Here is a 24,361-nt window from a genome sequence, read left to right on the forward strand (position 1 = left end):
AATTCATTTTAAGTATAAGTTAAGGTTTGAAATGTAATATAATTACATTAAAATTTTTTTTAGTTTTTTCAAAAAAATTATATTGTTAATTATCAATGAGTTATAAGTTTTATCTGTGTCATAACATGTCTAATTTTGTTATAAATTTTCACCGCAATGATCTAGGTCAAAAATATGATTTGTCACCTTTGGTATTATCTTCTCAGCGAATTTAATCTCACTTCAACTCACTAAAAAGAGCACCTGAGAAAATGGAAAATAATCCTTTCGACTCGTTAATGCCACCAGCTATGGCACATAAAGCTGAAGAAGTCGGTGTTTATAAAGCGACTAAGCACCCACTACAATCTTTCTTCTTAGCGATTACCGCTGGTGTATTCATCTCTATTGCATTTGTGTTCTACACAACTGTTACGACAGGTGCCGGTGATATGCCATGGGGCATGGCAAAATTCGTTGGTGCATTAGCATTTAGTCTTGGTCTTATATTAGTCGTTATTTGCGGCGGCGAGCTTTTCACTTCTTCTGTTCTCACCACTGTTGCTCGCGCAAGTAATCGAATTACGACAGGTCAATTATTACGAAATTGGGTTGTTGTTTATGCTGGTAACTTCATCGGCGCATCATTCTTCGTTATTTGTATTTGGATCGCAAAACAACACCTTGGTGATAATGGCCAATGGGGTATTACGGCGATGAAAATAGCTCAACACAAACTGCACCATACCTTCGGTCAAGCCGTAATACTTGGTATGTTATGTAACTTAATGGTGTGTTTAGCTGTATGGATGACATTCTCTTGCCGAAGCGCAACAGATAAAATCATGGTTATGCTATTACCTGTTGCTATGTTTGTTGCATGTGGTTTTGAGCACAGTATTGCAAATATGTTTATGATCCCGATGGGTATCGTTATTCAAAACTTTGCATCGCCAGAATTTTGGACTATGACGGGTGTTGACCCTTCACAGTTCGCAGATTTAACCGTAAAACACTTTGTTATGAATAACTTAATTCCAGTCACCATAGGTAATATTATTGGTGGTGGTTTCTTAGTTGGTCTAACTTACTGGGTTATTCACCGTCGTTCAGAGCTTAAAGGCAATAAAAAGCACTAAGTTCTAAAGTCGGTAAACACTTATTTTTTTCTACTGAATAGTATAGGTAGGTATACAATGGCAGAGCAATTTGCTGGATGGGAAGGCTTTACAGCTGGTGATTGGCAGAACGAAGTAAACGTTCGTGACTTTATCCAAAAGAACTACACTCCTTACGAGGGTGACGGCTCTTTCCTTGAAACAGAAGCAACTCCAGCTACAGCGAAACTTTGGGACGCTGTAATGGAAGGCATCAAGCAGGAAAACGCGACTCACGCACCTGTTGATTTTGATACAGATGTTGCCTCTACTATCACTGCACATGATGCAGGTTACATTGAGAAAGAACTAGAAACTATCGTTGGTCTTCAAACTGACGCGCCTCTTAAGCGTGCTTTGATCCCTAACGGTGGTATCCGCATGATCGAAAACTCATGCAAAGTATACGGTCGTGAATTAGATCCTATGCTTAAGAAGGTTTACTCTGAACTACGTAAAACACACAACCAAGGTGTTTTCGATGTTTACACTCCTTCAATCCTTAAGTGTCGTAAGTCTGGTGTTCTAACTGGTCTTCCAGATGCATACGGTCGTGGTCGTATCATTGGTGACTACCGCCGCGTAGCACTTTACGGTATTGATTACCTAATGAAGGAAAAACTAGCTCAATTCGCTTCTCTAGAAGAAGACTTTTTGAATGGTGAAGACCTTCAAATGACGATGCAACGTCGTGAAGAAATTTGCGAACAGCACCGTGCACTTGCTCAAATCAAAGAAATGGCAGCTAAGTACGGTTGTGATATCTCACTACCAGCTGTTACTGCACAAGAAGCTATCCAGTGGACTTACTTCGGCTACCTAGCTGCTGTTAAATCACAAAACGGTGCTGCAATGTCTCTAGGTCGTACTTCGACTTTCCTAGACATCTTCATCGAGCGTGATATCGCCGCTGGTAAGATCACTGAAGCACAAGCGCAAGAAATGATCGACCACTTCGTAATGAAGCTACGTATGGTTCGTTTCCTACGTACGCCTGAGTACGATGAGCTATTCTCTGGCGACCCAATCTGGGCAACAGAATCAATGGGTGGTATGGGTCTTGACGGTCGTACACTAGTTACACGTACTAACTTCCGTTTCCTAAACAGCCTATACACTATGGGTCCTTCTCCAGAGCCAAACATCACTGTTCTATGGTCTGAGCAACTACCTGTAGGCTTCAAGAAGTTCTGTGCGAAGGTATCTATCGATACATCTTCTATCCAGTACGAAAATGATGACCTAATGCGTCCAGACATGAACTCTGACGATTACGCAATCGCTTGTTGTGTATCTCCAATGGTTGTTGGTAAGCAAATGCAGTTCTTCGGTGCTCGTGCTAACCTTGCTAAAACTATGCTTTACTCTATCAACGGTGGTGTTGATGAGAAGCTTAAGATTCAAGTTGGTCCAGTAATGGACAAGATCACTGACGAAGTTCTTGACTACGATAAAGTGATGAGCAACCTTGATCACTTCATGGATTGGTTAGCAACAACTTACGTTGCTGCGCTAAACGCTATCCACTGGAGCCACGATAAGTACAGCTACGAAGCATCGCTAATGGCTCTACACGATCGTGACATCAAGCGTACAATGGCTTGTGGTATCGCTGGTCTTTCTGTTGCAGCTGACTCACTTGCTGCTATCAAGTACGCAACAGTTAAACCAATCCGTGATGAAGACGGTATTGCAATCGACTTCGAAATCGAAGGCGACTACCCTAAATTCGGTAACAACGATGCTCGCGTAGATGACATCGCTTGTGACCTAGTTGAGCGCTTCATGAACAAGATCCGTACTCACAAAATGTACCGTGATGCGATCCCAACTCAGTCTATCTTAACTATCACATCTAACGTTGTGTACGGTAAGAAAACTGGTAACACACCAGACGGTCGTCGTGCAGGTGCTCCTTTCGCACCAGGTGCTAACCCAATGCACGGTCGTGATGAGAAAGGTGCTGTAGCATCTCTAACATCTGTAGGTAAACTACCATTTGCTCACGCTAAAGATGGTATTTCTTACACATTCTCTATCGTACCGAATGCACTAGGTAAAGATCTTGATACTCAAGAAACTAACCTAGCAGGCCTAATGGATGGTTACTTCCACCATGAGTCTGGTATTGAGGGTGGTCAACACCTAAACGTGAACGTTCTTAACCGCGAAACTCTTGAAGACGCAGTTAAAAACCCAGAGAAATACCCACAGCTAACAATCCGTGTATCGGGTTACGCAGTGCGTTTTAACTCTCTAACTCCAGAGCAGCAAGCTGACGTTATCTCTCGTACTTTCACTGCTTCTCTATAATTAGAGTGAACAGCTTAGTACGCAGAAAGTAAGCTTTCTGATAAAAACCGGCCTATAAGGCCGGTTTTTTTATATTTACAGTTTTGATAATCAATTCCTCCCCTATCATAAAGCCAGACTTTACAGTAACTCCTATCTGTTTAATCAAGATAAAACGTAATACCCCTCCCCCCAATAAAAACATGAAAACCTGACAAAAATAACACCAAAAACACTCATTTTATTTATGATATTTAGCTACAATAGCAATGAAGTTTGTAATAAAATAACAATTAAATAAACGCAGCATGCGGAGAAGTATTATGTCAGCAACAGGTCGTATTCACTCATTTGAATCTTGCGGAACCGTCGATGGACCGGGTATCCGTTTTATTGTTTTTCTGCAAGGTTGTTTAATGCGCTGTAAGTACTGTCATAACCGTGATACATGGGATACTCATGACGGTCGTGAAGCAACGGTAGAAGAACTTATGCATGAAGCGAAATCATACCGTCACTTTATGAACTCATCAGGCGGTGGTGTTACCGCTTCTGGTGGCGAGGCGATGCTTCAACCTGAATTTGTTCGTGACTTTTTCCGTGCAGCGCAAGCTGAAGGGATCCATACCTGTTTAGATACCAACGGCTATATTCGCAAACATACTGATGTAGTTGATGAAGTGTTGGACGCAACGGATCTTGTGATGCTAGATCTTAAGCAAATGGATGATAATGTTCACCAAGATCTGGTCGGCGTATCCAATAAACGTGTACTCGATTTTGCTCGTTATCTGCACCAACGAGGTCAAAAAACTTGGATCCGCTATGTTGTTGTTCCGGGTTACACCGATGACGAACGCTCTGCACATCAACTTGGTGAGTTCATCAAAGATATGGACAATATCGAGAAGATTGAACTACTTCCTTACCATCAATTAGGTGAGCACAAGTGGGAAGCTATGGGCTTTGAATACCCATTAGCTGGTGTGAAACCACCGAAAAAAGAAACCATGGAAGCGATTAAAGAAATCCTTTCTAGTTATGGTCATAAAGTGATGTACTAATTCACTTTACGAAAATACAAAAAGCGAGCATTAGCTCGCTTTTTAATATACATTTAGCAGTAACTCTCTTAACGAGACAATGGCAAAATAATCGTCAAAAATGTGATGAAAAATAGCATAATGCCAATCGAAAGTGGTGCTGTATGTTTTAATTTAGTCACTGGCTCGTTCATGATAGCTTCCTTTGATATTTTTAATGATTTTGATATACATCAAATTTTAAAGTTTAATGATCAACAAACACACAGCCAATAATGCAACCAGAGTTTGCATTATTAACCGAACACACCTTCTTACTTCTACTCTATATACCGATATACTGCTTCTGCTCTATTGACTAAATAGCTACTTTCTTATTCTTTTATTACCTATCTCTAATACTCATTCACTAAATTTTGTATACGGTACAAAACGCAACCAAAATCAGTAGTAATTAATAGCAACAAAAACAAATTTAACCATGATAAAATGATAATATAAAAGAAAAGCAAACGATTGCGTCACTATAGATACCAATTTCTATAGTATTTAAAACTAATACAACCCATATCACGCAGATACGCATGATTTCCACTGTGAGGATATAGCCTATATGAAAAGCGACATCGATATTTGCCGTGACACCCTACTCTCTCCGATTGAAGACATAGCCAAGCAAGCTGGTGTTCAACCACAAGAACTAACACCGCAAGGTTCATTAAAAGCAAAAATAAAACCTGCCATTTTGAATCGGTTAGCGGATCAAGCAGAAGGGAAACTGGTGGTCGTTACTGCGATTACACCAACCCCACTAGGAGAGGGAAAAACCGTTACAACGATTGGTTTAGCACAAGGGTTAGCAAAAATTGATCGCTCAGTAATGGCTTGTATTCGACAACCTTCAATGGGACCTGTTTTTGGCGTAAAAGGTGGCGCAGCGGGCGGTGGTTATAGCCAAGTCGCACCAATGGATAAGCTGAACCTACACCTTACGGGTGATATTCATGCGGTAACGGCAGCGCATAACCTTGCAGCAGCAGCAATTGATGCTCGCTTATATCATGAATCACGTTTAGGTTATGATCTATTCAGTGAAAAAACGGGATTACCTGCGTTACGTATCGACATTAATAACATCACTTGGAAACGCGTGATGGATCATAATGATCGTGCTTTGAGAATGATCACCATAGGCCAAAATGAACCAGATAAAACCATTAATGGTTTAGAGCGACATGACGGCTTTGATATCACAGCCGCCTCTGAACTCATGGCTATTCTAGCGCTTTCTGATGATCTCCATGATATGCGTAAACGCATTGGCCGTATTGTCGTCGCTTATGATCTTGATGGTAATCCTGTTACTACAGAAGATCTGCAAGTAGCAGGAGCTATGACTGTCACCCTGTGCGATGCCATTGAACCCACCCTTATGCAAACGTTAGAAGGCGTGCCCACTCTTATCCATGCAGGTCCTTTTGCCAATATAGCACACGGAAACTCATCTATTATCGCAGATAAAATCGCACTAAAACTCAGTGATTTCACCATTACTGAAGGTGGGTTTGGCTCTGATATGGGATTTGAAAAAGCCTGCAATATCAAAGCTCAGCAAGCCAAAAGAGGCCCTGATTGTGCCGTTGTCGTGGCAACATTACGTGGTTTAAAAGCCAACTCTGGTCTTTATGATTTACGTCCAGGACAAGCTTTACCTGACGGTATTTTTGCCGAAGATCACGACGCGCTTGTTGCTGGGTTTGAAAACCTAAAATGGCATATCAGTAATGCCGCTCGTTATGGTGTACCCGTTGTTGTCGCAATTAACCGTTTCCCACAAGATACAGATGAGGAATTAGCGCAACTACAAGCCATGATCAAAGCAGAAAGTTTTGAAACTTTTGTAGACGTTGCTATCAGTGAAGCCTTCGGTAAAGGTGGTGACGGTGCGATTAAACTCGCAGAGTGTGTGGTGACAGCCTGCCAACATAAAGCAAACTTCACTCCCTTATATCAACTAAACCAACCATTAGAAGAAAAAATAATGGCTGTGGCTGAAGTAGGATATGGGGCAAGCCATGTAGAGTTATCAGAAGTTGCTCAACAACAATTAGTTAAGTTTAAAGAGCTAGGGTTTGATGAACTGGCTATTTGTATGGCGAAGACACCGTTATCAATTTCAACCGACCCAAGTATTAAAGGGGCACCCAAAGGCTTTACCGTCCCAGTACGGGAGTTAAAACTGTGTGCAGGGGCTGGATTTATTTATGCTTTATGCGGCAATGTAATGACAATGCCAGGGTTATCTGAAAAGCCCGCATTTATGAATCTTGATATCGATGAGAATGGCAATATTATCGGCTTAAGCTAACAACGCCTATAGGTTAACAATAAAAGGTTGTTGTTGCCTACACTTGCAGTAACAACCTGTTAAACGACGATATATGATAGTCGCCCGAACACATAGATACCTATATTGTTTTAACGATATCACACGACAATAACCAAAAATCAAGACCTTAAAATAATTATGGTTTTTCATTTTTAATAACATACTGTAACAAAAAAAGATGCCCATATGGTGTCAGATCAATTTATTTTATACCTAACCTGCTACTCTCAATGGCAGAAAATAAAATATTAATGAGGCCAACTCTAATGGAAATGACCCACGCTCAACGCTTAATTTTATCTAATCAGTACTACTTGATGTCAAAGCTGACACCTGAAAACGCAGCACATTATCGTCGCCTTCAAACCATTGTTGAACGTGGCTATGCATTACAAATGCGTGAACTAGATAAAGACTTTGGTAGTTTACCTGAAGATGATTGTCGTCAAGTTATCGACTTTATGGAGATGTACCACGCCCTCCAAGAGTCATTTAACCTTGAAGATTGTCGTTGCGATGGTGCCAAAGATATTGATCAACGCCGATTACAATTCCTTGGTTTTGATGCTGCCACTGAAGCACAACTCATGCATTACGTGCGTTTCCTCGTTGATGATGAAGGTTTATATCCTCAATTTGAGAAAACAGAACATCGCTTCAATAGCCAAGTTCCGATGCTAGAAAAATACCAACGCATGCTAAAAGTGTGGCGCAACTGTCCACGCCAATACCATTTATCTTGCAACGAAATTCAGCAAATAATCACAGCGTAATTTTTCATTCTTTCCTATAAAACCGAGTCTATGCTCGGTTTTTTTATGGACATGATATATATACCTTCATCCCGATTAATCGCTATAAACGCTCATAACGTACCATATGCACCTCTTTTTTGTGAGCTATACCGTAAATTGCTATTGATATAAGGCATAAATTGTTACTGAATGGTATAGGTACATTCCTAATTATCTAAAAATATAAAAATTTAGTCGAGATACGCTAGGGATTACGGTTTAACATGGTACGCTTCTTTTCCTTCCTCTTTTTTTTCGCCGCGCCAGTACTTGCCCAACCGACTCAGAATTTAATCGTTTTAACGACGTTTTCAGAATCTGTACTAAATCCGATCGTTAAAGAATTTAAACAACAATATCCAAAAAGCGAAGTTAGAGTCATAGTAAGACGTGAAGAATCAGGGCTTCGATTATTACAACAGAACAACCATGATATTGATATTATCATTTCATCATCACCAACCTTCTTCCAACCGCTAATCAACAACCAAAAGTTATTGCCGCTTAATGAAGCTAAAATCAAACAAACGCCTCCTCAACTTTCACGTAATGTTATTTCCTTTGGGCACACAGGATTCGGACTACTGTGGAATAATAACTATTTAAATAAGAATAAGTTACCAATACCTAGCAGCTTAAAAGATTTGATAAAACCTCATTACTACCGCCACATTAGTATTAGCAGCCCTTATCGGTCAGATACCACCCATTTAATGATTGAAAATATATTGCAGCAATATGGTTGGGTTGAAGGTTGGCGATTGCTCTATCAAATAGGAGGAAACCTTGCATCAGTGGAAACCAGTGCATTTTCACTCAGTGAGGCGATCTCTCGTGGTTTAATTGGTATAGGTCCTGTTGTTGATAGATATGCACACACTTATAAAAGACAATTTTCATTTGTTGATTTTAGCTATCAACCACAAAGCCCTTTATTGCCGCATTATGTAGCCATGGTAAAAAACAGTCACCATTCACAATTTACGAGAGATTTTGTGAGTTTATTACTTTCACAAGAATGCCAAACCAAATTAACAATTGACGAGCAACTTGCTAATAATAGCGATATTGACCGAGATGAGTTTATTAAAAATACGTTTAATGTTGAATCGTTAGATTACGAGGTAATTCAGCAACGTTCAGGCTTAGTAAAGCATCTTTTTGAACAAACGATTAGTAGTCAGCTTCCCCAACTAAACCAAGTATGGCAATTGCTGCATTCAATTGAAGCCTCATCAAATAAATTAACAGAACAACAACATGCTGATTTTCTTCATGCGAAACACTTAGCTTCTACCTCACCGATTAGCATAGATGATTTAAAAAATAAGATATATCATGAGTTACCTCTATTTAGAGATAACCCGCAAGTTGATTATTTTAGACAGCAATGGCGGGGGAAAATGGCTGCGCAACTAGAGCAAGCCATCGCATTAAGCCACAAGATTATTAACGGGAATCCGGCATTGCAATGATCCGCTATATAAACAAGAAAACCATTGGTAGTCGCCTTATTATGGCGATCATTTTGATGGCATTTCTCACCATTACAGTCAGCCTTATCGCCGTCATCAATTGGGAAAAACTCAGCGCACAAATTGAAACGATCACTGATAACAATATGCCAACCTTACAGGCCAGTTATCAGCTAGAGCGCAACACCGCTGAGCTACAGGCGGCATTGAATACCTTGGGCCAAAATACCAATCCGCTCAAGCATGAAACCATCAAAAACAAAATCACACATATTCTCGATAATATAAGCTTAGCCATTAATAACATTGCTAATCTACACTATTATCCTGCAATAAAATCAGGTCAACAAACGCTTGTAAAACAAATAGACAATTACACAATACTGTTACAACAGAGAAATAGTGGCTTGTTTGCCTTAAAGCAAACAGAAAACAGCCTAAAATGGATCCATCACGATCTTATTGATGAGCTGACACCACTACGACAAGAAGTTGAGTGGAAACTCAATAACATGAACCGTCACGGAATTAAAAAAGACGCCGTTGAACTTGATGTTGTAAACAATGTTATGAATGAATTCTCATTAATTCAATCGATTACCATCAAAGAAAATGAGCTTCATCAATTAGTAGAAGAGATCGTTCTTCAACGCAAAAATCGAGACATTGAAAACGCCTTTAATTTTATCGGCCATAAAATTACCGAGCTTAATGCTATTAGTAAAAATATTAGTAATTATCCTTCAGCCGTTCCATTTCGCCAATTATTAGAGAGATTTACCACTATCTTAAAACCCGGTGGTCAACTCGAACAGCAACTAAAACTTGATGTCGTTTTAGGGCTGCAAATAGACCGAACTAAATTAGATATTAAACAGCGTCTTTATCAACAAGAAGAAATGATCCAAACATTGGTTGAACATGCGGATAACTCTCTTAAAAATCTAAACGATGAAACACATAGTGCTATTTTCCTGAGTAACACCATGTTATTTGGCGTTGTATTTATCACTATCATACTCACTATTTTTCTCTCGGTTTACCTTGTCGGTAACGGGATTGTGAATCGTTTAAATTTATTGAGTAAAGATTTATACGCGGTTGCAAAAGGCAACCTTAATGCCAAAATTGCAACGACAGGCGAAGATGAGATCGGCATGCTTGGCGATAACTTGCGTGACTTCTGTCAGCAAATGCAAGATATCCAAACTACCAATGCCCTTAACCTAATCAATAACACTCAAGCAAGTATCATCACTTGTAACATGCTAGGTGTGGTTGAATCTGTCAATTTACAGGCCCTGAAGCAATTTAACTTTGATCGTATAAGCCAACATCAAAAGTTATGGGATTTATTTGATAGCTCGATTTCTCATCAACTGATCCAACTCTTTCATCAAAAAAGCCAATTAAGACAATTAGGTGCCTACAAACTCACGGTTACCTTTAGTACAGATCAAAATAGCATCTTCTATCTCAGACTCGATTTTCGCGTATTCAAACAAGGGAATCAGGATAAAGTCATAATCACTATGACTGATATTACAGAACAAGAAAAAACCACCCGTTGGCTTGAAAGTAAAGTCACGGAAAAAACGCAATCATTAATATTAAGAAACCAGCAGCTAAAAGCAGAAATAGAAGATCGAAAACGTATCGAAGGGGATTTAATTGCCACTCAAGATGAGTTAATTCAAGCGGCTAAAATGGTCACGGTTGGACAAACTATGACATCACTCGCTCATGAGTTGAACCAGCCTCTTTCTGCTATTTCGACACGTCTATTTAGTGCGAAACTTGCAATTGATAACCAAAAATATGACAAATTACCGGATAATATCGAAAAGATAGAAGACTTAGTGACGCGTATGAGTAAACTGATCACTAGTTTACGTAATTTCGCAAAAAAACAGTCAGCCACGAATCCGTTAACGCGAGTTGATATTCAAGACTCGATCAAGCAAGCTATCGTCATAGTTGAAAGTCGCGCCAAAGTACAAAAGACAACCATAACAAATACCATTACCACACCGCTTTTTGCACAAGCAGATCAGGTACAACTTGAACAAGTACTCGTCAATCTACTGGTTAATAGCTGTGATGCAGTCGCTAGCTGTGAAGAACGCCAAATAACAATACTTCAGCTAGAAAGCACAAAAAAAACTATAAGGATCGCAGTTTTAGATAGCGGTAATGGCTTTAGTCATGACATTATTGAGAAATTATTCATACCTTTTACGACAACAAAAGATGTTGGTCTTGGTTTAGGATTAAGCATCTGTGGTTCAATTATGACAAGGTTAAAAGGTAACATCTTCCTCGCTTCTGGTCTCACAGGTGGAGCGATGATTGTTTTGGAGTTAAAAAAAGATGATGAGTGATGAAATAAATGTACTGATTGTCGATGACGATCAAGATGTATTAGATGCCTACCAAGAGTTATTAGAGCTGTCAGGCTACAACGTAGCAACTGTCCAAGACTCAACCAAAGTGATTAATATGTTAAATCACAATTGGTCTGGTGTTATTGTGACAGATATGTACATGCCCGGTTTAGATGGCATGGAGCTATTAGAAAAAATTCAAGATTTTGATAACGAAATTCCTGTCATTATCGTAACCGGTCATGGCGATATTCCAATGGCTGTTGACGCACTTAAAAAAGGGGCGATTGATTTTTTACAAAAGCCTTTACAGCCTAAAGAACTGATAAAACTACTAGAAAAGCATCTACCTCAGCGTAAACAAATCATTGAACAACGTAAAACATTGCACAATACAGCAACCGAGCTACTTCTCGGTGAAAGTCCATTGATTGTAAAAATACGCGAACAATTAAAACTGGTTGTTAATTCAACCAAGGATGCCTTAATTGAAGGTGAAAACGGAACGGGGCGTCATACCGTCGCTAAAATCCTGCATAAGAATAGTCCGCTTCATCAAGGCCCGTTTATCGAGATTGACGGCTCCAGTATTACTTGTACACCCGATCTTCAACGTAGCATGATTTCAGCTCGCAGCGGTTGTTTGTGTTTAAGTAATCCACACATTATGCCAATCGAAAGCCAGCAATGGTTATGTCGTTTCTTATTAGAACAAGAACGACAAGGTAAAAAAGAAGTGCGTTTACTTGCTCTATTTACAGGCTCACCCGAGCCATCGGTGGAAAGTGAACAGTTCTTACCTGAGCTATTTTATTTTTTAAGCCAAGTACGTTTTAGTCTGCCGACACTGCGTCAACGTAGTAGCGATATTACCTTTATTTTTAAACACTACTTAAAACAGAGCTGTAAAAAACTTAACAAAGCGTTACCCGCTATTGATAAAGCCTACATCAACACACTCTGTCGCTATGAGTGGCCGGGGAATGTCTTAGAGCTTAAAAACGTTGCAGAGTTATATGCCATTGGCATTGTGAAATTAGCCGGGCAAGAACGTTCTAAACCTCTTGAGCAAATGAGTAGCCCACTGGATGATTTAGTTGATGGCTATGAAAAACAAGTCATTGAAGATGCGCTATACCTGTTTGCTGGACGTATCAATGAAGTATCATCATATTTGCAAATCCCACGTAAAAAGCTTTATCTAAGAATGAAAAAGCATGGGCTTGATAAAGCTGAATATAAAGTAAGACCAAGCCATTAAACAGGTCTGCTCATCAATACTTCTTGAATATGAGCCTTCTCTAATGAAGGCTTTTTACTATCAGAACAAAAATACGTTAGCGACAACCAACAATAAGCATTACACTTAGCGGCTGTTTTTCCGCTTTGGTTTACTCTTATGTCCTATCAATGTCCTCTATGCCATGAGTCGCTCCTTCTTGACGCTCATAGCGAACAACCTAAAACCTACCGTTGTTGTAATAATCACCAATTTGATTTGGCAAAAGAAGGCTATGTGAATCTCATGCCTGCTCACCATAAAAGCTCGAAAAATCCTGGTGACAATAAAGAGATGATGCAAGCTCGTCGCCTATTTCTAAATACAGAGCATTATCAACCACTGCGTGATGCCGTCATTGCACAACTTGCATCACTTCTCCCTGATGGTGCGACTGAGCTGCTTGATATTGGTTGTGGTGAAGGTTACTACACCTCTGAATTTGTAAAACTACGCCAACAATTTCCTGCACTCTCCGTCCATGGTTTAGACATTTCAAAAGTTGCAGTGAAATACGCTGCTAAGCGTTACCCTGAGTGTGATTTCTGTGTTGCATCAAGTCACCGTTTACCCTTTGCCGATCAATTGTTTGATGGTGTAGTACGTATTTATGCGCCATGTAAAGGTGAAGAATTAGAACGCGCCATCAAACCCGGTGGCATTTTAGTGACCGTGACCCCTGCACCACGCCACTTATATCAATTAAAAGAATTGATTTATGATGGTGTACGTCTTCATGATGTACCCGTTGAAACGATTCCTGGCTTTGATCTAGTTGCCGATGAACAACTACATTACGATATGACATTAAGCGGTGAAGAAGCTACGGCATTGATGCAAATGACGCCGTTTGCTTGGAAAACATCAGAGCAAGTATGGCAGCAATTAGCTAACGCCAATAATTTCCATTGTGAGGCAGATTTCGCAATCCGCGTATATCGCCGCCAGTAACACTGCATTAATGCGAGTTATTACCATACGCAATTGATAATAACTCGTATTAACTATATTATTTATTATTGTTGTGAATTTTGCTTATTTTTAATCGATAAGCTCACTTTCAGGGATATCAATAATGAATAAATGGCTCGCTTTGAGTTTTAGCTTTGCCGCACTTTTAACAGGTTGTGCATCTAACACCTCCGATACAACATCTTCACCCTCTGCAAACCTAACCACGCTTTACGACTACAGCATTACATCACCAAATGGAAAGACCTTAACAGTCGATCAATTAGCAACAAAGCTAAAGAATGCTGATATTATTTTAGTTGGTGAATGGCATAGCCATCCTGCAGCCCACCTATTACAAAGCCAATTATTTGCTGCGTTATACCAACAAAATTCACAATTAACCTTATCTATGGAGCAATTCACCCGAGATAAACAAGCTATTGTTGATCAATATCTTGCAGGTAAGATTGGTGAACGAACATTGGTATCGGAAGGCAATGCATGGCCAAACTACGACAGTGATTACCGTCCGTTGGTTGAATTTGCCAAGCAGAACAACTTAGACGTGATTGCCGCTAATGCGCCAAAAAATATTGTTCGCTGTATTAGTAAAAATGGGCCTGAGTACTTAAATAAACTGCCACCATCAGAGCGTTCATGGATTGCACAATCATTGACCCTTGATAAAGATGCGTATCAAACCAAATTTTTAAACTCAATGCATCACGGTAATGAAGAACAAAACCTACGTATGTTTGCCGCACAAACCGCGTGGGACGATACTATGGCAGAAAGTATGGTAGCGTATCTAAACACGCATCCAAACAAACAAATCATTCATGTCGCAGGTCGTTTTCATACCATGGAAGGACTGGGTACGGCATCTCGAATTAAAGCGCGAAACCCCAACTTAAAAGTCGCACTTGTCACTCCAATAACAACCTCAGAAGTACTCTCTGATGGTGCTCTAGATTATAAGGTCACGATGGCACCGCTACCGGTTCGTTACGTACAAAAAGAAAAACAGAATAAAGCAATGATGGGTATGATGAAAAGAAACAAAGACTTGAAGTGTTATGAATAGCTTAAAGTTGTAAATTACCATAGTCCAGATAGAGCAGAACCCCATCGGCGGCCAAGCAGTTGGGGTTCTTAAGGGAGATAACAGCTATATCTCTTAGTAGCCATATTATAGTGCCATAAGTACCTTTCCCGTACCTGAATGGCATACCCATCAATATCTATCAACGATAGATAAAAGGTAGCAACATAGCGTTTCTTAATATCCATAGTGAAAAAACAGTGTAAATATTAATAATTCTCTATGTATTTTATATGACAGCCATGTAGATATTTAGTTGCAATTTATCGTTAGTTTTTTAATAAAAACTTTTTAAGACGACATTTCGCTTTATCTCCCCGAATGAAAAACGCATGAAATCTTATCTCTGCCATCGCTACCCATCCCAAATTAAAGTAAAATAGGAAAAATACAGCTCTCCCAATTTTGAGCCAAAGAAAACTAGGAAAACCATGAAAAAAACATTTGCTTTAACCCACCCTAAAAAAGCTGTTCCTCGCGTTGTTGAAGCAGTGAAATATGAAGTTAAGAAATACCTACGTCGTGAGCGCAACAAAGCACTTCCAGCTGGCGCTGACTTTTGGGATTTTGATTGTAAGTTTGGTCATACCGAGCAAGAAGCAAAAGTTATTCATGTAAAAGAAATCAACAAGTGCATCGATGAAGCTGAAAAGCTAGAACTACCATCGTTATACTTAGAAATCCTGGCAAAGCCTGCAACACGCGCACAGCGTCCAGATTTTGATTTCGACGAAGAATAATCACATAGCGTTTTAGGTTAAATCCTTTACTATAAAAGAGTCACTAAGGTGGCTCTTTTTTATAAAAAGAATAAACCTTTAAATATCATGAAATATAAATAAATTTTTATTTTAAATAGAATTAAAAAACGATAAAAATATCATATAAACCACACATAAAAAAACAAAAAAGCAAATTAAATCAACAAGTTATCAAGCAACACAATTCAAAAAAGATATCTTTTAACGTTATTTTCATCACTATGTGTTAAAGAAAAAACATATCCGTATTTATTATCTACCGCTATAGATACAAAAGAATATACATTGACAGATTGTATAGATATTAGGGATAAATCTCACGCTAAATAATGGCGAAATATATAGAAAACGATCTGTAAAATATTTAACGAACAAAAGCAGCTCATTAAGCTGCTTTTGTTCGTTTAATACCTCTAAATTAGAACCAGCGCTCTAATGCACTACGGTCTAATTGCTTAAATGCGCGGCTGAGTACATCAGCAAGTTCTTGGTAGCGAGGTTGTGATTTTTTTGGTTGCATCGCATAACCTTCACTGACAATTTTCTGGTGGATCTCACTGTACCATTTCGCCAGTGATGGTGGGAGTACGGTTTGGCTCCGTTTTCCTAACCACCATAAACCTTGTAATGGCATCGATAGCGCCAATAACGCAATGGCAACTGCTTGCGGCATACCTGCATAATTATTAAATACCATTTGAGTCAAAATACTAATAGCAGCGACGGCCGGCATCACCTTCGTGGCAAACTTTGTTGCTTTGATATAGCGATGTTCAGGAAAAACAGCAGCCAACTCTTTACGCATTGGCCATGTGCTCATGTAATGCTGACCGTCTTGGAAATACTTCCACTTTGTTTGTTGAGTCATAAAGCACCATCTATCAAAAAAAAATATAATTTTTAAAATTTTTAAGCAATAAACTTGATTAAAATTAAATTTATCTAAAAATGTTTTTGTTATATTGCTTAACAATCGCTATCCTAAGCACGCCTAAAGGTAATTGTTGCTGTTAATGGTATTAACTGCAAGTTAGGCACCCTCAAGGATGAACCAGAATTGCAGGCAACTCAATTCAAATACTCAAGAATGAGCACGAATTTCACCCTGACTAGACCGATAAATATATCATCGTCTATTCTTTGGGTACTTTTTTATTCAAAAATGAATATCAACTTTCAGACAGATTATAGGTAGTCACTCTCATGTCTAAGCTGGTTTTAGTTCTAAACTGCGGTAGTTCATCTCTTAAGTTCGCAATCATCGATCCTGTATCAGGTGACGAACACCTTTCAGGTCTAGCAGAATGTCTAGGTCTTCCTGAAGCACGCATCAAGTGGAAACTTGATGGCAAGCACGAAGCACAACTAGGTGAAGGCGCGGCTCACGAAGAAGCTCTAGCATTCATGGTTGATACTATCCTTGCTTCTAAGCCTGAACTTAAAGAGAACCTAGGCGCTATCGGTCACCGTATCGTACACGGTGGCGAGCAGTTCTCTGCTTCAGCTCTAATCGACGATGTTGTTCTTCAAGGTATCGTAGATGCGTCTGATTTCGCACCACTACACAACCCTGCACACGTTGTTGGTATCGAAGCTGCTAAACACAACTTCGCTGATCTTAAGAACGTAGCTGTATTCGACACTGCTTTCCACCAGACTATGCCTGAAGAAGCATTCCTATACGCTATCCCTTACAACCTATACAAAGAAAACGGTATCCGTCGCTACGGCGCACACGGTACTTCTCACCGTTTCATCGCTCGTGAAACAGCGAAACTTCTAGACAAGCCTCTTGATGAGCTAAACATCATCAACTGTCACCTAGGTAACGGCGCATCTGTATGTGCAATCAAAGGCGGTAAATCTGTAGATATCTCTATGGGTCTAACTCCTCTTGAAGGTCTAGTAATGGGTACACGTTGTGGTGACCTTGACCCAGCAGTTATGTTCCACCTACACGATCGTCTAGGTATGAGCGTTGCTGAAATCAACACTATGTTCACTAAAGAGTCTGGCCTACTAGGTCTAACTGGTGTGACTTCTGACTGTCGTTTCGTTGAAGAAAACTACGGTACTAAAGAAGAAGCAACGCGTGCAATGAACGTATTCTGTCACCGTCTTGCTAAGTACGTAGCTAGCTACGCTGCAAACATGGATGGTCGTCTAGACGCTATCGTATTCACAGGCGGCATCGGTGAGAACTCTGCTCCTATCCGTGAAGAAGTACTTAAGCGTCTATCTATCTTCGGTATCGAAGTAGACAGCGAAGCAAACCTTAAAGCACGCTTCGGTAACGAAGGTGTTATCACTTCTGCAAACAGCCGCATCCCTGCAATGGTTGTTTCTACTAACGAAGAGTTAGTAATCGCAGAAGATACAGCGCTTCTAGCTGAAATCTAATCTAACGATTATCTTAACGGCTGGCTTTAAGTCAGCCGTTTCTTCATGACAACCCGTCATGTTCTCATGTGGTATTGTTCTATAGTTATTCTACTAATTAAAATGAATTGTTATTGAACAGTGCTTTATCATTCAATAGTTTGAGGAATTCATAGTGTCCCGTACTATTATGCTTGTTCCAGTTGGCGCTGGCGTTGGTCTAACAAGTGTTAGCCTTGGTGTACTTCGTGCAATGGAACGCAAAGGCGTTCGCGTTTCTTTCTTTAAGCCTATTGCGCAACCGCGTAAAGGTGGCGATCAGCCAGATCTAACAACAACAATTATTAGTGCTAACAGCGATATGAAAATTGCTGAGTCATTCTCAATGGCAAGCGCTGAAGAATTGATCCGTAACGACAAAACTGATGTTCTTCTAGAAGACATTGTTGCACGCTTTAAAGCGGCAACAGCAGATGCTGACGTAACGCTAATCGAAGGTCTAGTTGCTACTCGTAAGCACCCATTTGCAAACCAAATCAACTTTGAAATTGCAAAAACGCTAGATGCTGAAATCGTGTTCGTTGTATCTCCAGGTACTGATAACCCAGCTCAACTTAAAGAGCGTATCGAAGTAGCATGTTCTAACTTCGGTGGTATCAAGAACAAGCAAATCTCTGGTGTTATCGTTAACAAACTTAACGCACCAGTTGATGCTGAAGGCCGTACGCGTCCAGATCTTTCTGAGATCTTTGATGACGCAGAAGGAACTGTTCCTTCAAATGTTGAAATCATGCAAGTGTTCAACTCAAGCCCAATTCGTGTACTAGGTTGTGCACCTTGGAGCGCAGAACTGATCGCTACACGTGCAACTGATATTGCTCAGCACCTAAATGCTGAAATTATCAATGCAGGTGACATCGAAACTCGTCGTATTAAGAGCATCACTTTCTGTGCACGCTCTATCCCTAATATGGTTGAGCACTTCCGTCCAGGTTCACTACTAGTAACTTCAGCTGACCGTCCAGACGTAATCGTTGCAGCATGTCTTGCAGCAATGAACGGCGTTGAGCTAGGTGCACTACTTCTAACAGGCGGTTACGACCTACCAAAACCTGTTATGGATCTATGTGAGCGCGCATTCGCGACTGGTCTTCCAGTAATGACTGCTCAAGGTAACACTTGGCAGACTTCTCTAAACCTACAGAGCTTCACACTAGAAGTACCTGCAGACGATAAAGAGCGTGTAGAGCTAGTTAACGAGTACATGGCAAGCCACATCGATGGTAACTGGATTGAGTCTCTAACTGAAGGTTCAAACCGTGAGCGTCGCCTAAGCCCACCAGCATTCCGTTACCAGTTAACTGAACTTGCTCGTAAAGCGGCTAAGCGTATCGTTCTTCCTGAAGGTGACGAGCCACGTACAGTTAAAGCTGCTGCTATCTGTGCTGAGCGCGGTATCGCGGAATGTGTGCTTCTAGGTAACCCTGATGAAATCCGTCGCGTTGCTGAGCAACAAGGCGTAGTTCTTGGTACTGGCGTAACTATCATCAACTCTGACGAAGTACGTGAAAACTACGTTGCTCGTTTAGTTGAGCTACGTGGCGCGAAAGGTATGACTGATGTTGTTGCTCGTGAGAAGCTACAAGATTCAGTATTCCTAGGCACAATGATGCTTGAGAACGACGAAGTTGACGGTCTTGTGTCTGGTGCTGTTCACACAACAGCAAACACTATCGTTCCTCCGTTCCAAATCATCAAGACTGCACCAGATGCATCTATCGTATCTTCTGTATTCTTCATGCTACTACCAGACCAAGTATTGGTTTACGGTGACTGTGCGATCAACCCAGATCCAACAGCTGAGCAACTTGCTGAAATCGCTATCCAATCTGCAGATTCTGCAAAAGCATTTGGTATCGACCCACGTGTTGCTATGATCTCTTACTCTACTGGTGAATCTGGTAAGGGTGCAGACGTAGATAAAGTACGTGAAGCAACGAAGATCGCTCAAGAGAAACGTCCAGATCTAGTAATCGATGGTCCTCTTCAGTACGATGCTGCAATCATGGAAAACGTAGCTGCTTCTAAAGCACCTAACTCTCCAGTAGCAGGTAAAGCAACTGTATTTGTATTCCCAGACCTAAACACTGGTAACACAACATACAAAGCGGTACAGCGTTCAGCAGATCTAGTATCTATCGGTCCAATGCTTCAGGGCATGCGTAAGCCAGTTAACGACCTTTCTCGTGGCGCACTAGTAGACGATATCGTTTACACAGTTGCACTAACTGCGATTCAGGCAGAGCAAGCTGCAGCTAAATAAGTTTTAAGGCTTATTTAACCGACAGATAAAACGCTCCAATACATGTCTTCAATTTTTATTGAAATGTGTATTGGGGCGTTTTTTATTACTGGAATAAGGTGTTTTAACCCTTTATGCTGGCAAGCTCATTAACGGTTAAGGACAACCTGTTAGCATGGATTTGCTCAATTCTCTCGGGCTATTTATTGGCTCATTGATCTCCAATACCCTCGCATCACTCTCCGGTGGTGGCGCAGGCTTAATTCAATTTCCTCTACTTATCTTTCTCGGCTTACCCTTTAGCATCGCCCTAGCGACGCACAAAGTGGCAAGTGTGGCATTAGGCGTTGGTGCAGCCATTAAACATTTACGTCAAGGCACACTGTCGTTGAAATTTACGCTCTATGTGATCCTTGCAGGCGCAATAGGTGTGATTATTGGCGCAAACCTGATCCTTTATTTTCCTGAAAACATAGCTGAAGCTGCGCTCGGTATATTAATACTCGGTCTTGGTATTTATTCACTGATGAAAAAAGAGCTCGGACAAAACGAAAACGCTATTCATCGCGACATAATAGGAATGACCATTGGTGGATTAGGCTTAGCCATTATTGGAGTATTAAACGGCTCACTTACCGCAGGAACAGGACTATTTGTTACCCTATTTTTGATCCGTTGGTTTGGTTTTAACTACAAGCAAGCGGTAGCGCTAACCTTAGTGAGTGTTGGACTATTTTGGAATGGTATTGGTGCAGTAGCAATTTACCAAGCTGGCGCGCCGATTTACTGGCCTTGGATCCCTGTGTTATTACTCGGTTCATTACTGGGTGGTTATTTAGGGGCGCACCTTGCTCATCAAAAAAGTAATCAACTCATCAAACGTTGCTTTGAAGCCCTGACCTTTATTATTGGCTTTAAGTTACTTTACTCAGCTTTCTAGTCCACGCTATTTAAGGAGTATTTCATGGATAAAGCGATCATTGACATCTACTACTGCCGTCAATGTAATTGGATGCTACGCTCTACATGGATGACCCAAGAGCTACTCCATACCTTCAGTGAAGAAATCCAAACCATTAGCCTTCACCCTGACACAGGTGGACGTTTTGAAGTTCACTGTAATGGTCAGCTTATTTGGGAACGTAAAGCCGATGGTGGCTTTCCAGATGCGAAACAACTAAAGCAACGTATTCGTGACGTTATCGACCCAGAGCGCGATTTAGGCCACGTAGATCGACATAGTAAGTCATAAACGATAATACCTAGCCCTAAATACAATAACGCCCTGAATGTACTTTCTCTATTAAGTGGCTTTGCGCTTAAAACCAGAGAGATGTATTCAGGGCGTTACTTTTATCTATTAAAAATTAGATCTGGGTTTGAACCAGTACTTCACCATCAAAACTGATCACAGATAGCTGGTTGCCATCTAATAAACCATAACTTGCAGGTAAACCATTACGAGGAATGGCGACAGATCCTGGGTTAAATACAAATAGCTCATCTTTTGCTTCTGCTACAGGAATATGAGTATGACCCGATACAATCACATCACCAGCACGTAAACGAGGATGTTTATTGGCGTTATACAAGTGACCATGAGTTAAAAACAAGCGCTGACCTGTTGGTAATAACACAAGGTTGTAATCAGCCATAATGGGGAACTCAAGCAGCATTTGGTCTACTTCACTGTCGCAGTTACCGCGTACCGCCGTAATACGATCGCCATAGCGATTTAACAGCTCAGATACCTTGATAGGATCGTACCCTTCAGGCAATGGATTACGCGGGCCATGATTTAAAATATCACCCAATAGAATTAAGTGCTCTGCACCACTTTGTTCAAATGCTGCAATCATCTTTTCAGCACTAGCCAAAGAGCCATGAATATCAGAGGCAAAAAAGAGTTTCATTATCAACAACCAGTCATAAATACACGCTCGAAGTCTACTCGTTGTCTCATCAAATTACCATGTTAGCAGTACTGACATCTCACCATCAAATGCAATTCAGTGCTTATATGTACATAATGTCCGTGATAATTATCTTACGTCACAATATTAATAAAATGGTTTTTAAGTAACTCGTTATACTGATAATTTAACTGATATATAATGCTGATATATAATAGAAATAAGCGACACATCAAAACTTAGATGATGACTGATAATGGAATAACGACATGAATATTTTAATGACAGGCGCAACAGGTTTTATCGGACGAGCACTTATTCCCCATTTCAATCATGATCACGTCACCATACTTACACGTAACCCTACTCGTGCTTACAATCAACTCGGTCATCATATCCACGCCGTTGATAACCTAGATAGCTTCGACAATTTCGACCAATTTGACGCCATTATCAACCTTGCAGGTGAACCAATCATCAATAAGCGTTGGAGTGACAAACAAAAAGAGAGAATCTGTCAAAGTCGTTGGGATATCACCCAGCAGCTCGTTGATAAAATTAAAGCCAGTAGTAATCCTCCGCATACTTTTCTTAGTGGCTCAGCGGTAGGCATTTATGGTGATAACCAAGATAAAACCATTGATGAATCCACCTCGCTTGATATTAACGATAACGACTTTGCGCAGAACGTCTGTTACCGCTGGGAGCAAATTGCTCTTGAAGCCCAATCAGAACAAACCCGTGTGTGCTTGATCCGCACAGGTATCGTACTTGGCAAACAAGGCGGTGCATTGGCGCGCATGTTACTGCCTTATCAACTAGGATTAGGCGGAAAGATTGGTGACGGTAAACAATACTTTCCTTGGATCCATATACAAGACATGATCAAAGGCATCATCTTTTTATTAAATCACCCAGAAGCCCATGGCGCATTTAACTTTACAGCGCCAACACCGGTGACGAATAAAGTGTTTAGCCAAACCTTAGCCGCAACTCTAAAGCGTCCACACATTTTATTTACCCCTGCTTGGATTCTAAAACTAGGGCTTGGAGAATCAGCACAGCTATTGCTTGATAGCCAACGTGCGCTACCGAATAAGTTACAGCAAGAAGGGTTTAACTTTAGCTTCCCTTGTATTGAGCAAGCACTAAAGCAAACGTTGTGTGATTAAGAGAAATAAAAATAGGGGCTATTCATAGCCCCTTTTCTTTATAAAACCATCTCAAATTCCTGAGATTTATCCTTCTTCTGATGAAGGCGGTAAGCCACAATATCTTCAATGGTTAAAACTGGCATATTGTGTCGCTTAGCAAAATATACCACTTCATCTGCTTTAGCCATTGTACCGTCAATATTAGTTAACTCACAAAGTAAGCCAGCAGGCTCCAAACCAGCCAATTTCATTAAATCAATTGTGCCTTCAGTGTGACCTCTTCGCCCTAATACCCCTTTCCTATTCGCGCACAAAGGAAATACATGGCCAGGACGAGCTAAGTCTGAAGGTTGTGCATTTAATGCTATTGCTGTTTTTATAGTCGTAACCCGATCTGAAGCAGAAACACCAGTCGTAACGCCTTCTTTTGCCTCAATAGAGACTGTAAATGCCGTTTTATTGGCACTATTATTATTTTCTACCATCGCAGGTAAATCTAATTGTTTGACATGCTTCTCAGTCAAACAAAGACAAACAATACCACTACACTCTCGGATCATAAGTGCCATCTGAGTCGCTGTAATATGTTCAGCAGAGAAAATTAAGTCTCCTTCATTTTCTCGATTTTCATCGTCAAGTAACATGACACCTAACCCACGGCGTAAGGCATTAAGTGCATTTTCTACTCGTGTCGTAGGGGAGCCAAACTCGGCTAATAAGGAAGTCTGATTCATGGTTTCTCCAAAAATATAACCAGAATCAGGGCTAGTTGAGAGTTTCAAATGACAAACAAAAAAATGCCTTTGCATGAGTGTGCAAAAGCATCTGTTGCTCAATTCTCTCTCATCCGGACTATAACCGTCGGCTCTGGCTTCTAACCAGATCTGCTGACCTCGAAAATATCGAGCGCTCGCGGGCTCACTTGAAAAGTATACCGCCGGTGGGGAATTTCGCCCCGCCCTGAGAATTAATATAAGTGAGTAATATTATTACTCGACTCCAAT

At 40.5% G+C, this 24,361-nt stretch carries 19 protein-coding genes and 1 riboswitch; of the genes, 16 read left to right on the forward strand and 3 right to left on the reverse strand.

The features are described 5' to 3' along the window. Positions 1-251: 251 nt before the first annotated feature. From focA to CTN01_RS16145, 11 genes are all read left to right on the forward strand, one after another. Positions 252-1,118 (forward strand): formate transporter FocA, encoded by an 867-nt coding sequence (gene focA, locus CTN01_RS16095; protein WP_045148252.1) that lies wholly within the window; start codon positions 252-254, stop codon positions 1,116-1,118. 57 nt (positions 1,119-1,175) lie between these two features. Beyond that, positions 1,176-3,449, forward strand: a complete 2,274-nt coding sequence (pflB, locus tag CTN01_RS16100; RefSeq protein ID WP_045148250.1) for a formate C-acetyltransferase — start codon at positions 1,176-1,178, stop codon at positions 3,447-3,449. 302 nt (positions 3,450-3,751) lie between these two features. Continuing rightward, entirely contained in the window at positions 3,752-4,492 is a 741-nt protein-coding gene (pflA, locus tag CTN01_RS16105; protein ID WP_045132535.1) for a pyruvate formate lyase 1-activating protein, read from the forward strand. 592 nt (positions 4,493-5,084) lie between these two features. Then, positions 5,085-6,839, forward strand: coding sequence for a formate--tetrahydrofolate ligase (locus tag CTN01_RS16110; RefSeq protein WP_045148249.1), 1,755 nt, complete (start codon positions 5,085-5,087; stop codon positions 6,837-6,839). 287 nt (positions 6,840-7,126) lie between these two features. Further along, entirely contained in the window at positions 7,127-7,633 is a 507-nt protein-coding gene (locus tag CTN01_RS16115; RefSeq protein ID WP_005369229.1) for a YfbU family protein, read from the forward strand. A gap of 245 nt (positions 7,634-7,878) precedes the next feature. Then, positions 7,879-9,129, forward strand: a complete 1,251-nt coding sequence (locus CTN01_RS16120; protein ID WP_045137464.1) for an ABC transporter substrate-binding protein — start codon at positions 7,879-7,881, stop codon at positions 9,127-9,129. Continuing rightward, entirely contained in the window at positions 9,126-11,510 is a 2,385-nt protein-coding gene (locus CTN01_RS16125; RefSeq protein ID WP_045148248.1) for an ATP-binding protein, read from the forward strand. The genes CTN01_RS16120 and CTN01_RS16125 overlap by 4 nt, the downstream gene beginning before the upstream one ends. Continuing rightward, positions 11,500-12,774, forward strand: coding sequence for a sigma-54-dependent transcriptional regulator (locus CTN01_RS16130; RefSeq protein WP_045084261.1), 1,275 nt, complete (start codon positions 11,500-11,502; stop codon positions 12,772-12,774). Before CTN01_RS16125 ends, CTN01_RS16130 begins: the two co-directional genes overlap by 11 nt. 138 nt (positions 12,775-12,912) lie before the next feature. Then, positions 12,913-13,743, forward strand: a complete 831-nt coding sequence (gene rlmA / locus CTN01_RS16135; protein ID WP_045148247.1) for a 23S rRNA (guanine(745)-N(1))-methyltransferase — start codon at positions 12,913-12,915, stop codon at positions 13,741-13,743. Positions 13,744-13,867: 124 nt separating this feature from the next. Next, on the forward strand, positions 13,868-14,830 hold the full coding sequence (locus CTN01_RS16140; RefSeq protein ID WP_045148245.1) for a ChaN family lipoprotein: 963 nt from the start codon (positions 13,868-13,870) through the stop codon (positions 14,828-14,830). A gap of 449 nt (positions 14,831-15,279) precedes the next feature. Beyond that, entirely contained in the window at positions 15,280-15,588 is a 309-nt protein-coding gene (locus CTN01_RS16145) for a DUF6172 family protein (RefSeq protein ID WP_005369237.1), read from the forward strand. A gap of 439 nt (positions 15,589-16,027) precedes the next feature. Here CTN01_RS16145 and yfbV read toward each other — a convergent pair whose 3' ends face one another. Further along, entirely contained in the window at positions 16,028-16,477 is a 450-nt protein-coding gene (gene yfbV, locus CTN01_RS16150) for a terminus macrodomain insulation protein YfbV (RefSeq protein WP_039872511.1), read from the reverse strand. A 335-nt stretch (positions 16,478-16,812) separates the two neighbouring features. On the opposite strand from yfbV, the gene CTN01_RS16155 reads away from it, so the two are divergent. From CTN01_RS16155 to CTN01_RS16170, 4 genes are all read left to right on the forward strand, one after another. Continuing rightward, positions 16,813-18,009: an acetate kinase gene (locus CTN01_RS16155; protein WP_005369241.1), complete on the forward strand. Its 1,197-nt coding sequence runs from the start codon at positions 16,813-16,815 to the stop codon at positions 18,007-18,009. A gap of 154 nt (positions 18,010-18,163) precedes the next feature. Further along, positions 18,164-20,311 carry a phosphate acetyltransferase gene (gene pta / locus CTN01_RS16160; protein ID WP_173425456.1) on the forward strand — a complete coding sequence of 716 codons (2,148 nt, stop codon included), beginning with the start codon at positions 18,164-18,166 and terminating at the stop codon, positions 20,309-20,311. A 154-nt stretch (positions 20,312-20,465) separates the two neighbouring features. Further along, positions 20,466-21,230, forward strand: a complete 765-nt coding sequence (locus CTN01_RS16165; RefSeq protein WP_045148243.1) for a sulfite exporter TauE/SafE family protein — start codon at positions 20,466-20,468, stop codon at positions 21,228-21,230. Between the two features lie 24 nt (positions 21,231-21,254). Then, on the forward strand, positions 21,255-21,542 hold the full coding sequence (locus CTN01_RS16170) for an Rdx family protein (protein WP_045084265.1): 288 nt from the start codon (positions 21,255-21,257) through the stop codon (positions 21,540-21,542). A gap of 115 nt (positions 21,543-21,657) precedes the next feature. Here CTN01_RS16170 and yfcE read toward each other — a convergent pair whose 3' ends face one another. Then, complete coding sequence (gene yfcE, locus CTN01_RS16175) at positions 21,658-22,203, reverse strand: phosphodiesterase (protein WP_045084266.1); 546 nt, start codon at positions 22,201-22,203, stop codon at positions 21,658-21,660. Positions 22,204-22,472: 269 nt separating this feature from the next. Here yfcE and CTN01_RS16180 point away from each other — a divergent pair, with 269 nt between their 5' ends. Further along, positions 22,473-23,375 carry a TIGR01777 family oxidoreductase gene (locus CTN01_RS16180; protein WP_045084267.1) on the forward strand — a complete coding sequence of 301 codons (903 nt, stop codon included), beginning with the start codon at positions 22,473-22,475 and terminating at the stop codon, positions 23,373-23,375. Positions 23,376-23,413: 38 nt separating this feature from the next. Here CTN01_RS16180 and ribB read toward each other — a convergent pair whose 3' ends face one another. After that, positions 23,414-24,091 carry a 3,4-dihydroxy-2-butanone-4-phosphate synthase gene (gene ribB, locus CTN01_RS16185; RefSeq protein ID WP_045148242.1) on the reverse strand — a complete coding sequence of 226 codons (678 nt, stop codon included), beginning with the start codon at positions 24,089-24,091 and terminating at the stop codon, positions 23,414-23,416. 97 nt (positions 24,092-24,188) lie between these two features. Beyond that, positions 24,189-24,329, reverse strand: a riboswitch (FMN riboswitch). Between the last annotated feature and the right edge of the window lie 32 nt (positions 24,330-24,361).

Origin of the sequence: Photobacterium angustum, from assembly GCF_003026365.1 — a bacterium.
Taxonomy (GTDB): Bacteria; Pseudomonadota; Gammaproteobacteria; order Enterobacterales; family Vibrionaceae; genus Photobacterium; species Photobacterium angustum.

What these genes read in the sequence shown, in the direction of transcription:
- focA (WP_045148252.1), top strand. Translation starts at nt 252, where the DNA reads ATGGAAAATAATCCTTTCGACTCGTTAATGCCACCAGCTATGGCACAT.
- pflB (WP_045148250.1), top strand. Translation starts at nt 1,176, where the DNA reads ATGGCAGAGCAATTTGCTGGATGGGAAGGCTTTACAGCTGGTGATTGG.
- pflA (WP_045132535.1), top strand. Translation starts at nt 3,752, where the DNA reads ATGTCAGCAACAGGTCGTATTCACTCATTTGAATCTTGCGGAACCGTC.
- CTN01_RS16110 (WP_045148249.1), top strand. Translation starts at nt 5,085, where the DNA reads ATGAAAAGCGACATCGATATTTGCCGTGACACCCTACTCTCTCCGATT.
- CTN01_RS16115 (WP_005369229.1), top strand. Translation starts at nt 7,127, where the DNA reads ATGGAAATGACCCACGCTCAACGCTTAATTTTATCTAATCAGTACTAC.
- CTN01_RS16120 (WP_045137464.1), top strand. Translation starts at nt 7,879, where the DNA reads ATGGTACGCTTCTTTTCCTTCCTCTTTTTTTTCGCCGCGCCAGTACTT.
- CTN01_RS16125 (WP_045148248.1), top strand. Translation starts at nt 9,126, where the DNA reads ATGATCCGCTATATAAACAAGAAAACCATTGGTAGTCGCCTTATTATG.
- CTN01_RS16130 (WP_045084261.1), top strand. Translation starts at nt 11,500, where the DNA reads ATGATGAGTGATGAAATAAATGTACTGATTGTCGATGACGATCAAGAT.
- rlmA (WP_045148247.1), top strand. Translation starts at nt 12,913, where the DNA reads ATGTCCTATCAATGTCCTCTATGCCATGAGTCGCTCCTTCTTGACGCT.
- CTN01_RS16140 (WP_045148245.1), top strand. Translation starts at nt 13,868, where the DNA reads ATGAATAAATGGCTCGCTTTGAGTTTTAGCTTTGCCGCACTTTTAACA.
- CTN01_RS16145 (WP_005369237.1), top strand. Translation starts at nt 15,280, where the DNA reads ATGAAAAAAACATTTGCTTTAACCCACCCTAAAAAAGCTGTTCCTCGC.
- yfbV (WP_039872511.1), bottom strand. Translation starts at nt 16,477, where the DNA reads ATGACTCAACAAACAAAGTGGAAGTATTTCCAAGACGGTCAGCATTAC.
- CTN01_RS16155 (WP_005369241.1), top strand. Translation starts at nt 16,813, where the DNA reads ATGTCTAAGCTGGTTTTAGTTCTAAACTGCGGTAGTTCATCTCTTAAG.
- CTN01_RS16165 (WP_045148243.1), top strand. Translation starts at nt 20,466, where the DNA reads ATGGATTTGCTCAATTCTCTCGGGCTATTTATTGGCTCATTGATCTCC.
- CTN01_RS16170 (WP_045084265.1), top strand. Translation starts at nt 21,255, where the DNA reads ATGGATAAAGCGATCATTGACATCTACTACTGCCGTCAATGTAATTGG.
- yfcE (WP_045084266.1), bottom strand. Translation starts at nt 22,203, where the DNA reads ATGAAACTCTTTTTTGCCTCTGATATTCATGGCTCTTTGGCTAGTGCT.
- CTN01_RS16180 (WP_045084267.1), top strand. Translation starts at nt 22,473, where the DNA reads ATGAATATTTTAATGACAGGCGCAACAGGTTTTATCGGACGAGCACTT.
- ribB (WP_045148242.1), bottom strand. Translation starts at nt 24,091, where the DNA reads ATGAATCAGACTTCCTTATTAGCCGAGTTTGGCTCCCCTACGACACGA.